General features: G+C 37.0%; 12 protein-coding genes. 4 read left to right on the top strand and 8 right to left on the bottom strand.

Annotated features, from left to right (window positions below):
* Positions 1 to 67 precede the first annotated feature (67 nt).
* Positions 68 to 970 (top strand): COX15/CtaA family protein, encoded by a 903-nt coding sequence (locus AA0017_RS04880; protein WP_413379979.1) that lies wholly within the window; start codon positions 68 to 70, stop codon positions 968 to 970.
* Between the two features lie 291 nt (positions 971 to 1,261).
* Here AA0017_RS04880 and AA0017_RS04875 read toward each other — a convergent pair whose 3' ends face one another.
* Both AA0017_RS04875 and glsA read right to left on the bottom strand, forming a co-directional pair.
* The gene (locus AA0017_RS04875; RefSeq protein ID WP_413379978.1) at positions 1,262 to 1,543 is read right to left on the bottom strand and encodes a YlaN family protein; all 282 of its coding nucleotides are present in this window, start codon (positions 1,541 to 1,543) and stop codon (positions 1,262 to 1,264) included.
* A gap of 114 nt (positions 1,544 to 1,657) precedes the next feature.
* A complete protein-coding gene (glsA, locus tag AA0017_RS04870; protein ID WP_413379977.1) occupies positions 1,658 to 2,584 on the bottom strand; it encodes a glutaminase A in 927 nt (308 codons plus the stop codon).
* Between the two features lie 159 nt (positions 2,585 to 2,743).
* On the opposite strand from glsA, the gene AA0017_RS04865 reads away from it, so the two are divergent.
* Positions 2,744 to 3,271, top strand: coding sequence for a peptidyl-prolyl cis-trans isomerase (locus AA0017_RS04865; RefSeq protein ID WP_413379976.1), 528 nt, complete (start codon positions 2,744 to 2,746; stop codon positions 3,269 to 3,271).
* Between the two features lie 57 nt (positions 3,272 to 3,328).
* Here the strand turns inward: AA0017_RS04865 and AA0017_RS04860 are convergent, their stop codons facing one another.
* Positions 3,329 to 4,657, bottom strand: a complete 1,329-nt coding sequence (locus AA0017_RS04860) for a PhoH family protein (protein ID WP_413379975.1) — start codon at positions 4,655 to 4,657, stop codon at positions 3,329 to 3,331.
* A gap of 600 nt (positions 4,658 to 5,257) precedes the next feature.
* Between AA0017_RS04860 and AA0017_RS04855 the strand changes: the two genes are divergently transcribed.
* Entirely contained in the window at positions 5,258 to 5,461 is a 204-nt protein-coding gene (locus AA0017_RS04855) for a YlaI family protein (protein WP_003321092.1), read from the top strand.
* 22 nt (positions 5,462 to 5,483) lie between these two features.
* Here AA0017_RS04855 and AA0017_RS04850 read toward each other — a convergent pair whose 3' ends face one another.
* Complete coding sequence (locus AA0017_RS04850) at positions 5,484 to 5,813, bottom strand: YlaH-like family protein (RefSeq protein ID WP_413379974.1); 330 nt, start codon at positions 5,811 to 5,813, stop codon at positions 5,484 to 5,486.
* A gap of 43 nt (positions 5,814 to 5,856) precedes the next feature.
* Positions 5,857 to 7,698: a translational GTPase TypA gene (gene typA, locus AA0017_RS04845; RefSeq protein WP_413379973.1), complete on the bottom strand. Its 1,842-nt coding sequence runs from the start codon at positions 7,696 to 7,698 to the stop codon at positions 5,857 to 5,859.
* Positions 7,699 to 7,873: 175 nt separating this feature from the next.
* On the opposite strand from typA, the gene AA0017_RS04840 reads away from it, so the two are divergent.
* Positions 7,874 to 8,059, top strand: coding sequence for a DUF5325 family protein (locus AA0017_RS04840; protein WP_003321096.1), 186 nt, complete (start codon positions 7,874 to 7,876; stop codon positions 8,057 to 8,059).
* A gap of 430 nt (positions 8,060 to 8,489) precedes the next feature.
* Here AA0017_RS04840 and AA0017_RS04835 read toward each other — a convergent pair whose 3' ends face one another.
* From AA0017_RS04835 to AA0017_RS04825, 3 genes are all read right to left on the bottom strand, one after another.
* The gene (locus AA0017_RS04835) at positions 8,490 to 9,380 is read right to left on the bottom strand and encodes an NAD(P)-dependent oxidoreductase (protein WP_413379972.1); all 891 of its coding nucleotides are present in this window, start codon (positions 9,378 to 9,380) and stop codon (positions 8,490 to 8,492) included.
* The gene (locus AA0017_RS04830; protein WP_413379971.1) at positions 9,381 to 10,187 is read right to left on the bottom strand and encodes an inositol monophosphatase family protein; all 807 of its coding nucleotides are present in this window, start codon (positions 10,185 to 10,187) and stop codon (positions 9,381 to 9,383) included.
* Positions 10,188 to 10,358: 171 nt separating this feature from the next.
* On the bottom strand, positions 10,359 to 11,732 hold the full coding sequence (locus tag AA0017_RS04825; protein WP_413379970.1) for an alanine/glycine:cation symporter family protein: 1,374 nt from the start codon (positions 11,730 to 11,732) through the stop codon (positions 10,359 to 10,361).
* Between the last annotated feature and the right edge of the window lie 264 nt (positions 11,733 to 11,996).

Genomic DNA, 11,996 nt, shown 5'->3' with positions numbered 1-11,996 from the left:
ACTTAAATATTCCATTGCTAACTTTAGCATAATTCTTAACAATTTTATAGAAGGTTTGGTGAATTCAATGCATAAAGCTTTAAAATTTTATGGCATTATTACTTCTATCGGTGTTCTAATCGTTTTATTACAAGGTGCTACGGTTACGAAAACGGATTCAGGAGAGGGCTGTGGAGCTACTTGGCCACTTTGTTTTGGTGAAGTTATTCCCACTAGTCCAGAAATTGAAACAATAATTGAATATAGTCACCGAATTGTGGCCGGCCTTGTCGGTATTATGATTCTTATCTTGGCCATGTGGTCCTGGAAAAAACTATCACACATCCGTGAAGCAAGACTTTTTTCGATTCTCGCCTTTATTCTTATTGTCTTCCAAGGATTACTTGGTGCTGGTGCGGTTGTGTTCGGACAATCTCATGCTATTCTTGCCCTTCATTTCGGCATATCGGCAATGTCTCTCGCATCTGTTGTCATACTGACGATACTCGCCTTTGAAGATAATCCAAAAGGAATACGAATAGCTCCAAAGGTAACAAAAGGCTTTAAATATTATGTATTCTTTGTGCTTTCCTATTGTTATGCCGTTATTTATTCCGGCGCTTACGTTAAACACACCAAGGCAACCTTAGCATGTAGTGGTTTCCCTCAATGTAATGGCATGTGGTTTCCGGGCTTAGAAGGACCCGTTGGCTCCCATTATTTTCACCGCGTCGTTGGAATCCTATTATTCGTCTTCCTTATCATTTTATTGATTTGGACAATTGCTAAATATCGCAATCAGCTGGTGCTATTATGGTCTAGTATCATTTCTGTTTTATTTGTCCTCCTTCAAATCTTTAGTGGAGTTTCCGTTGTCTTTACACAAAACTCGCTAACGGTTGGATTAATGCATGCACTAATCGTCTCTTTATTATTTACCACTCTTTCGTATATGATGTTAATTTTAACGAGAGAAAAATCAATAAAATAAAAAGAAGAAGAGGCCCTTAAACCGAAAAAAGTTCGAGAAGTTTTGTCTTCTCGAACTTTTTTTATGAACATAGATATATCTATGTTTTTCGGGCGAGGGCGATGCGTCCGAGCTCCACATGACCTTTTTCTTTGCCTCGTAAGTGTCATCTGCTTTGTTCGGTTATCGTCTTCTAATAGAAATAGCTCTTCCGCTTCGTCGACCTAGCACTCCTCTCTCAAATACAAAAATAGCTTGTCGACTTTGATTATTTTCTCATAAAAAAAAATCAAGCCTATTTAAGCTTGATTTTTATTTGCGTAATGACGCTTCGTGAAGAGCAGCTAGCTTGCGCTCTAATTCTACTAAAAGCTGTTTGCCTTTCTCTTCCTCTACTAATTCAAGGCGGATCGCAAAGTCAATTTCTCGCGAAAGACCAAACATCTGTGTATCCAAAACCTCTTCGTAAAGGGGGCATTGAGGCATTGTTAAATTCTCCATCTGCACTTCAATCAGCTGGCGGATTTTTTCCGCATCGGATTTCAGAAGGGCAAAGGCTTTTTCATTTTGACCTGTCATCATTTCTGTTGACATGTTGTCCCCTCCTCATGCTCTAAGTATCCTTAATATTAATACTATCTTTTTTATAAAAAAAATGCAATCTTTTTAGTGCTTTCATCCAATAATCTGCAATGAAAAATTTCCCTTTTAGAAGATACTCAAACGATAATGCTCCGCTAACAACTCTAGTAACTTCATTCCCGCAACACTATTTCCTTTTTCATCTAACGCTGGGCCATATATCCCAATTCCTAGTCGATTCGGAACCGCACCTAGAATGCATCCAGAGACACCACTCTTGGCAGGGATACCTACTTTGATGGCGAACTCACCAGATGCATTGTACATGCCACAAGTAACCATAAAGGTTTTGACCAGTCTTGCAATTTCAAAAGGAATGACTTCTTGACCATCTGCACACCTTCCCTCATTAGCTAACACATAACCGATACGTGCCAAGTCATTACACGTTAATTCAATCGCACATTGTTTTGTATAAAAATCAATGAGCTCATTTACATCTCCATCGATAATATGATGTTGTTTAAGAAAATATGCTAATGCTCGGTTTAAATCTGCTGATTCAAATTCTGATTGAGCCACTTCTTGATTGTAAGTAATCTTATTATTTCCACTTAATTTATGAATAAAAGCTAATAAATATTGAAGTTTTTCATCAGCTGTTCTCCCCTTTATTAACGAACTAACTGCTAGTGCACCTGCATTAATCATTGGATTTAATGGTTTTGATGGAATTTGTGTTTCCAATTTAGAAATAGAATTAAACGGGTCACCTGTTGGCTCCATTCCGACTTTTTTAAATACTTTATCCTCACCACAATCTATTAAAGCAAGGGCAAGCGTAATCACTTTTGAGGCACTTTGTAATGTAAACCTCTCTTCACTGTTTCCGGCAACAAAACAAAGATCAGCTCCATCAAAAATGGAAACAGCCAATACATCCCGCTCTGCTTTGGCTAACGCAGGTATATAATTAGCGACCTTTCCATTTATCGTCGATTTTTGTGCCTGCTTGACCATTTCATCTAATTCAGACTGACCTTTACAAATCAAATGATTCACCCTTTCTATAAAACCTAACTTTCCATATGTGACAAAGTGTCAAAAGATCTTTATACTTTAATAGGATAATCTTTATCGCTTTTTTCTAAACAAGGATTTATGATTTCTTCTCGTTATTTGTATAAGTTATTTAAATGGAGGTTTTACAACATGGATGAGTTTATTTTTTTTATAACTGGAGAGGTTGAACATCCTTTGACAATCGACCCATCTGTTTGGATTTTTGATGAAAGAAAAGTTGATTTAAATACTTTTTTTACAGAAAAAAAAGAAGTAGAAGACCCTGAAATTGCCTACCGTAAAGCGATTTCTGCTCAATGGGACAAGGAAATCATTGAAGGCAGTGAGGCGCCAAACCCTAATGCCAACGGAAATAAAATAATATATAACAAAAAAGAACTTTTAAATTTATCATATGGCATGCCACTTGAACCATTTCTTCTACATACAAACCCGAAGGAAACCGTAAACAAAGTTAAGATTATGACCAAATCAGGGAAAGAATTTACTTATGACTTCGAAGTTGCTCGTAAATTAATTGCTGGTTTTTCAAAAGAAGGGCAACCGCTAAAAGAGGATGGACCGATTCACTTATATCATGGAGATGGTACGAATCTTGACTCACCAATTAAGGAAGTTAGTGAAATTAAGATGTTCATCTCAGAAAATGAATCTTGAAAATACGAACAAAACTAGTGAGGTCCATTTACGACTTCACTAGTTTTCCTTTCCTTCTTAAAGTAAATCAGCTGCCAATTGGGCTAAACCAGATCGTTCTCCTTTCACAAGCTTAATATGACCACTGACGCTTTGATCTTTAAATTTTTCAACAACATACGTTAAACCGTTGTTAAATTCATCTAAATAAGGATGATCGATTTGTTGTGGATCTCCCATTAAAATGATTTTACTACGCTCCCCGACACGGGTAATAATCGTTTTCACTTCATGTTTAGTTAAATTTTGAGCTTCATCAATAATAATCAGTTGGTCAGGAATACTTCTTCCACGAATATACGTCAACGCCTCTACTTGTATCGAGCCCATTCCTGCCAAAATTTGATCGAGTTCCCCTGGTTTTTTTGTATTGAACAAATACTCTAAATTATCGTAAATAGGTTGCATCCAAGGGCGGAGCTTTTCTTCCTTTTCTCCTGGTAAAAAACCTATATCCTTGCCCATTGGGACAACTGGACGAGCAACAACTAATTTTGTGTAACACCCTAAGTCTTCTGTTTGCATAAGTCCTGCTGCAAGCGACAGTAATGTTTTACCCGTTCCAGCCTTTCCAACCATCGTCACTAAATGAATATCTTCTCTTAAAAGTAATTCAAAGGCCATTCTTTGTTGAACATTTCGTGGCCGAATGCCCCAAACTTGCTCGGAATCTTGAATAAATGGTTTTATGAACTTCCCATCCTCATCCACCTTTCCAAGTGCTGAACTCGAGCTCCCTAAGGCATCTTTCATAATAATAAACTGATGCGGGTAAAAACTATGCCGATCAAACACTTGAACAGGTAAATATCCATTTTGAAAAAAGCTCTTGATCATATCAGCATCCACATACTTTTCGACATATCCGCGATAGACAGAATCATGTTCAACGACTCTGTCACTTAAAAAATCCTCAGCAACGATGCCTAGTGCGTCTGCTTTAACCCGAACTAAGGCATCCTTACTTACTAAGATGACTTGTCTGTTGCTCGTTTGTTTTTCCTCAACGGTTAAATTTAAGGCAACCGCAATAATCCGATTATCATTAGACATTTCAGCAAAAGAGCCTTTCATTCTTTCAAATGAACGGTGATTTAATTCGACCCTAAGCGAACCACCCGTTTCTTCTAATTTTATTCCTTCATGGAGCCTTCCTTTATCTCGTAATTTATCAATCATTTTCGAAAAATGCCTTGCATTGCGACCTACTTCATCCATATTTCTTTTTTTGGAATCAACCTCTTCTAAAACAATAGCGGGGATCACAATCTCATTATCCATAAAAGAATAAATGGAATGTGGGTCTTGTAAGAGCACGTTTGTATCCAAGACGTAGATTTTTTTCAACATTCCGCCTCCTGACTGAAGTTCGTTTCACATGCCTTTATTATAAAATATGCATAATGAACAATTATGTCCATGAAACATAGCTTAGTCCTCTTATTAATGAATGTATGAAACGAAAAAGAAAGATAGACGAGATATCGAATGAAAAATAAAAATAAACGACAAAAAATTAGTAAACACTAAGATTTCCTGTTATTGCTTTACCTAAAGTTAACTAGCTTTTTATTAAATTTATCTCGTACAACTGATGTCACTGATTGGTCATGAAATTGGTTTGTTGGTGGATTTATGGTGCGTATAATCAGCGATTGGTAATGAAATAGCTCCATTACCGGAATTACGGTGCGAATAATTCTCGAAAACCAATAAAACGCGACGGCTCGTTTCACTCAACTCTGGCCATTGTTAAATGTAATCATTCACAAAAAATAACACTCCTTTTAGAAAACAGACTTTTATTTTGAAAATCCATTTTCTTTTAAAAGAAAAAAAGTTACACTAATTATAAGGATTAATATATGATTTAAGATTTCAACAATGTATATCATAAAGAAACTCTGGAAATCAATAGATAAGTATGACCGAAATGGAGTGAAAATCGTGCGTGTTAAATGTGTTTTATGTGATAAAATCGATAAAATTGATGATCATATTTTAATTGCTAAAAGACTGAGGAACCGCCCCATTCATACGTATATGTGCGATTCGTGCCAAGAAAGAATTACACTTCGCACTAATGAACGTAAATCAACGGGGTCATTTATTTTAAGAAACTCAAAAGAAAAAGAGAGCGAATGGATTTAACTCCACTCGCTCTCTTTTTTTATTAGGCTTCTTTTTTCTCTTCTTGACGGTGACGGTAAAGGCGATAACGATAAGCTCCTAACACAACAGCCGATATGATTAACACGATAATCATTGGTGCCCCAAAAAGAAATTCTAGAAACCATAAAACGAAACAACCAATCACTAATAAAATGTAAATGACGACCATTTTTAACACAGGTAATTTCCTTGCAAACCCTAAATTAAAGACGATTACTGCTAGGGCAACAATGGCGAGGAAAGCCCAAAAACCATTCCAAGGATTTTCAGCAGACGCCCTCATTAACCACGAATAACCTTCAAGTTCCTCTTGTGTAAATGAGTGTTCCATTACTTTGTATCATCCTTTCAAAACCTTGCTATTACAACCGTTATTATGATTGTTGTGATAGCTTTTTACGCTTTTCCACTCGTTCACGTTCTGATTTATTTAAAATCTTTTTACGTAAACGAATCGATTCAGGTGTTAACTCGCAATATTCATCTTCATTTAAATACTCAAGCGCTTCTTCTAAAGTCATGATTCTTGGTTTTTTCATCGTAACAGTTTGATCCTTTGTTGCGGAACGAACGTTTGTTTGAGCTTTCATTTTTGTTACGTTTACGGTTAAATCATTTTCACGCGTATGCTCTCCAACGATCATACCTTCGTAGATTTCTGTTCCTGGCTCGATAAAAATCGTCCCACGATCCTCTACTTGCATAATTCCGTATTGGCTCGCTTTCCCTGTTTCCATTGAAACAAGAACCCCTTGACGACGTCCACCAACTTGACCAGCGGCCATTGGCTGGTAGCTATCAAAGGAGTGATTAATAATTCCATAACCACGTGTTTGGGTTAAGAACTCTGTCGTGTAACCGATAAGGCCACGAGCAGGAACCATAAACTCTAGTCGAACTTGACCATTACCAGAGTTTGTCATATTCGTCATCTCACCTTTACGCTCACCCAATGATTCCATTACAGCACCAGTGTACTCTTCAGGAACATCAATTTGCACACGTTCAACAGGCTCAGAACGAACACCATCAACGTCACGGATGATTACTTCTGGTTTAGAAACTTGTAATTCAAATCCTTCACGACGCATGTTTTCAATTAAAATCGACAAGTGAAGCTCTCCACGCCCTGAAACGATCCAAACATCAGGAGAGTCTGTATTGTCTACACGTAAACTAACATCTGTTTCAAGCTCCGCTGTTAAACGCTCTTCTAATTTACGACTCGTTACCCATTTTCCTTCACGACCAGCAAAAGGACTGTTGTTTACAAGGAATGTCATCTGTAAAGTAGGCTCATCAATACGTAAAATCGGCAATGCTTCTTGATGCTCAACTGGACAAATCGTTTCACCAACATTGATTTCTTCCATTCCAGAAACCGCAATTAAATCGCCTGCTTTTGCAGAAGTAATTTCAATTCTTTTCAACCCTAAGAAACCGAACATTTTTGTGACACGAAACTGCTTAACAGAACCATCAAGCTTCATTAAAGCTACTTGTTGCCCAACTTCAATTGTCCCTCTAAACACTCGACCAATCCCAACACGGCCTAAATAATCGTTATAATCAAGCATTGTCACTTGGAATTGTAACGGCTCTTGACTATTATCAACTGGTGATGGAATTGTTTCGATAATCGTTTCGAATAAAGAATCCATATTCTCATCTTGTTTTTCATGATTTAAACTTGCTGTTCCATTAATTGCAGAAGCAAAAACAACAGGGAAGTCCAATTGGTCTTCATCTGCCCCAAGGTCAATAAATAAGTCAACTACTTCATCGACAACTTCTGTTGGACGAGCAAAATCACGATCGATTTTATTCACAACAACAATTGGCGTTAACTTTTGCTCTAATGCTTTCTTTAAAACAAAACGAGTTTGTGGCATACAGCCCTCGTAAGCATCAACAACAAGTAAAACACCATCTACCATTTTCATAATACGTTCAACTTCTCCACCGAAGTCAGCATGTCCAGGTGTATCTAAAATGTTAATACGAGTATCCCCGTAATTAATGGCTGTATTTTTAGCAAGGATTGTAATCCCGCGCTCTTTTTCAATCGCATTTGAATCCATAGCTCTTTCTTCAACTTGTTCGTGTACACGGAATGTACCCGATTGTTTTAATAATTCATCAACCAATGTCGTTTTACCGTGGTCAACGTGTGCGATAATCGCAATATTTTTTATATCGTTACGATATTCAGTCATCAAATTCTCTCCTTAGTTCAACTTTAACTGTATAAGTATATCATAAACCAATTAAAAATAGGTAATCCGCTTTATTAATTAAAAAGGTTATTTTTTTTGTCACAACATTGTCCTTTTTCTTTTCCTCAATTAAAGGTACACTATTAATGTTCACCGAACTTAGGGGGTAATTGATGTGAAGAAAGAAAACCTTTTATTTTTACTGTTAGCTTCAGTAACTGTTTTTTGTATTATGATTATTGGAGTTGCCATTGCTGAACGTAGTGTGTTCATTGCTAGTTTAGCCATTCTTGGAATTGTCGTCGCAATGGGACTAGGTTTTACACTAAAAAAAAGAGCTAGAGAATCAAGCGAAATATAAATCATTCTTTTTTCTTAGGTTTATATTATAACTTTAAACAAAATAATTGATGAAATAAAAGAGACCAGAAAAGTGATTATACTTTTCTGGTCCTTTTTTTAAATGCTTAATAGTACACACATAACATACCCTTAACGTTCCGCGAGTGAATCGAGAGCCTCCGTATCGATTAGTCGCGAGGCCACTGAATAAGATCTTATTTGTCTTACTCCACTAGCTGCATGCCCTACGCATTCCCCTAGCTCCGCTTTGGTCAAAAAACAGCTGAAACCATAATGGATCATCTATGAATAACCTAATAGTGAGGACATTCTTTTCTTATCCAATCACCAAAAATCCACTTCCGAGAGCGAAGCCGAAGATGCTCATTTTTCCAAACACACGTAAGTTTTTTGGATATGACACTCTAATAAAAAGCGATATTGTCTTTTTATTTTTTTCTTGTTAAAGTTATGTTTGTTTTTTCTTCTAATGGTTTGACGACGGCACAAATATCTTCATGTCCGTATTCACGTTTTGCTTCAGCGACTTTTTTTGCCCCCAATTTAACTAAATCGAGCGGCATATCGATTTCCTTCGCTAAATCAAGAGCCAAATTTATATCCTTGTTTAATAACTCCAATGAAAACCTAGCTTCGAATTGACGATCGAGAATGGCATCAACAGACCAGTCCATACTTTTAGAAAAACCTGAACTTCGTTTAATTAAATCGTAAGCAATCGCAGGATCTACTCCGCTTTTTTCTGCCATGACATAACATTCCGCTAGAGCTGCTTGATGGACCCCAATCAACATATTATTTAATAATTTAACGACGGTTCCGCTCCCGACCTCACCAACAAGAAGTATATATTCACCGTAAGCTTCCATAATAGGTTTCGCTTTTATAAATGCTCGTTCATCTCCTCCACACATAATGGTTAAGGTCCCCGCGATAGCTCCCATCGGTCCACCACTTACAGGTGCGTCGATAAAGTCTGCTCCTTTTTGTTCGGCAAGTTTGGCGATATGTTCATTCGTGTTACGATCAACAGTTGAATGATCAATTAATATTTGACCTTTCTGTATCCCAGCAATTATTCCCTCTTTCCCTTCATAAACTTCAGCTATTGTTTGAGGAAGAGGAAGACAAGTGAAAATGATATCAACTGTTTCAGCAATTTCTTTAGGTGTTGAAAGAGTCTTCGCCCCAAGGTTAACCGCCTCTTCATAACGGCCCCGCCCGTGTAAAACATAGACCTCATAATCTTTTGATAATAAATGCTGGACCATTGGAAAACCCATCGTTCCAACTCCAATATACCCAACCCTTTTTATCATTTAAAATTCCTCCCCTAAATATGAAGATATAATTTCTTTATGTAATTGTGGTTTCGCTGCGATCACCGTTCCTGAATCTAAGAGTGATAATTCATTCCCTGCAAATGAAAAAGCAACACAACCGACCTCTTTTAAAATAACAAGGGCTGCCGCATAATCCCATGGTGATAATTTGACACTAATGTAGCCATCTAATCGGTCTGCCGCGACATAAGCCATTTCAATCGCCGCTGAACCATAAGAACGAATGCTACGTACATCTCGAACTAACGCTCGTAGCGGATTTTGGTAAACATTTCTTTCTTCCACGAGCCATTTTCCATTAACGCCAATGATCGATTCACCTAAAACCCTTTCTTTTACGGGAACAAGCTCTTCCTCATTCAAATAAGCCCCATTATCTCGACTCGCATGAAATAGCTCATTACTCATTACATCGTAAATCAGACCAATCATGCCAAAACCATTATGATAAATACCAACAGAAATCGCAAAATTATATTTTTGATGAACAAAATTCATCGTCCCATCAATTGGATCAATAATCCAGACTGTCCCATCTAAAGATTGTAATATTCCTTCCTCAGCAATTCCTTCTTCTCCTAAAAAATGATGGCCAGGAAATGTTTCTTTAATTTTCTGATAAAAAAATTGCTCCGTTTTCTTATCGACCTCAGTAACTAAATCATGAGGATTCGATTTAGATTTTACTTCAATTGGATTATGCAAGGCTTCTTTCACCTTTTCTCCAGCTTCTAACGTCCATTCTTTTGCAATTTTTTCTATCTCCAACCAATTTAATGACATGACCTCGACACCTCTTTTAGAATAAACAAATTTTTATTACTTAATTATGACATAAGTGACTTCATAAAGGAATTATTTGAACCAAAAGATATTTATATTCTCAACAAATAAAAAAAGCCCATTAACCATACTTAAATATAAGCATGAATTAATTAGGCTCTCACTTTTCAATTAACTAGCCATTTTGCGGTTCTTTGCTTCGATTTTTTCTTTTGTACGTACTTCTCTAAACTTGTTCGTTTCTGAAACAATTACACCCGACAATAAACATAAAGCGATTAAGTTCGGAATCGCCATCAACGCATTAAAAGTATCGGCTATATCCCATACTAATTGTACAGTAGTTGTTGCACCAAAGAATACCGTAACCACAAATAACGCTCTATATATAAACGCCTTTTCATCCCCAAATAAATAACCAAAACATTTTTCACCGTAGTATGACCATCCTAATATTGTTGAATAGGCAAAAAACATGATTCCAAATACAACAATTAAATTTCCTCCAGGAAGAAAGTGTCCAAACGCTTGACCAGTTAAGACCGCTTGCGAATCACTTTCTGCACCTACATATAATCCACTCATCACAATCGTTAGACCAGTGATCGTACAAATAATGATTGTATCTAAAAATGTACCAGTCATCGACACAAGTGCTTGTCTCCCTGGATAATCGGTTTTGGCTGCTGCTGCGGCAATTGGGGCCGAACCAAGCCCCGCTTCATTGGAGAATACCCCGCGAGCGATACCGTAACGAATTGCTAAACCAATCGCTCCACCTGCTGCCGCTTCAGGATTAAAAGCTGCTGTAAAAATAACACCAAACGCTTCCGGAACTAAAGTAATATTCATAATAATAATGACTAAACCACCAATTAAATAAAATAATGCCATAAACGGGACAAAAATAGCCGTTACCCTACCGATACTTTTAACCCCACCGAGTAATACTAAACCCGTACATAGCATTAATGCTAACCCAGTAATCCAAGGAGCGATGTTAAAAGAATCGCTTAACGAATTTGCAACCGTATTAGATTGTGTCATATTTCCAATCCCAAATGAAGCAAGGCAACCAAATAAAGCAAAAAGAACAGCTAGCCACTTCCAACCTAAACCTTTTTCAATGTAATACATTGGGCCACCAGACATTTCGCCTTTATGGTTGACCACACGATATTTGACAGCAAGAATAGCTTCCCCATATTTTGTTGCCATTCCAAAAAATGCGGCTAACCACATCCAAAATAGGGCCCCAACTCCCCCTAATAAAACGGCCGAAGCCACTCCTGAAATATTACCTATTCCAAGCGTTGCTGCCATTGCCGTCATCAACGATTGAAAATGAGAAATGTCTCCTTTTGCCTCCTTGTCTTTGTTGCTACTTTTGGAAAAAGTCAACTTAAGTGCATAAGGTAAATCTCGAATCTGAAGAAATCCTAAACGAATCGTTAAAAAAATACCTGTACCTACAATAAGTATAAGTGTAAAAGGCCCCCAGACAAATCCATTAATAGCTCCAACAATATCTTCAATTATACTCAATTGATTCGCCTCCAATCCGTTTTTCATGTTTGTCTACTCTTAATAAAATAAAGCATTGCCATTATTTTAGTTGATTCTTGTCAGAAAATCTATCAGAAAATATATATTATTTATTTTTTTCTGATAATAATAAAGGTCACATCATTCTCTCACCATCAGGATGACCGTTCAGTTAGATGACTATAGATACGTTTAACTTTTCTCACATCAATTCTCTCTAAATTCATTTAAGCTTGTCTTTTCCGGAAACAAAAAACAACACGT

It is taken from the genome of Alkalihalobacillus phoenicis, assembly GCF_047302405.1.
Lineage (GTDB): Bacteria > Bacillota > Bacilli > Bacillales > Bacillaceae_D > Alkalihalobacillus.
The sequence above is the reverse complement of the archived record's forward strand: the minus strand, read 5'-3'. Positions and strand labels throughout refer to the sequence as shown.

What these genes read in the sequence shown, in the direction of transcription:
- AA0017_RS04875 (WP_413379978.1), bottom strand. Translation starts at nt 1,543, where the DNA reads ATGTCAACAGAAATGATGACAGGTCAAAATGAAAAAGCCTTTGCCCTT.
- typA (WP_413379973.1), bottom strand. Translation starts at nt 7,698, where the DNA reads ATGACTGAATATCGTAACGATATAAAAAATATTGCGATTATCGCACAC.
- AA0017_RS04880 (WP_413379979.1), top strand. Translation starts at nt 68, where the DNA reads ATGCATAAAGCTTTAAAATTTTATGGCATTATTACTTCTATCGGTGTT.
- AA0017_RS04850 (WP_413379974.1), bottom strand. Translation starts at nt 5,813, where the DNA reads ATGGAACACTCATTTACACAAGAGGAACTTGAAGGTTATTCGTGGTTA.
- AA0017_RS04865 (WP_413379976.1), top strand. Translation starts at nt 2,744, where the DNA reads ATGGATGAGTTTATTTTTTTTATAACTGGAGAGGTTGAACATCCTTTG.
- AA0017_RS04830 (WP_413379971.1), bottom strand. Translation starts at nt 10,187, where the DNA reads ATGTCATTAAATTGGTTGGAGATAGAAAAAATTGCAAAAGAATGGACG.
- AA0017_RS04835 (WP_413379972.1), bottom strand. Translation starts at nt 9,380, where the DNA reads ATGATAAAAAGGGTTGGGTATATTGGAGTTGGAACGATGGGTTTTCCA.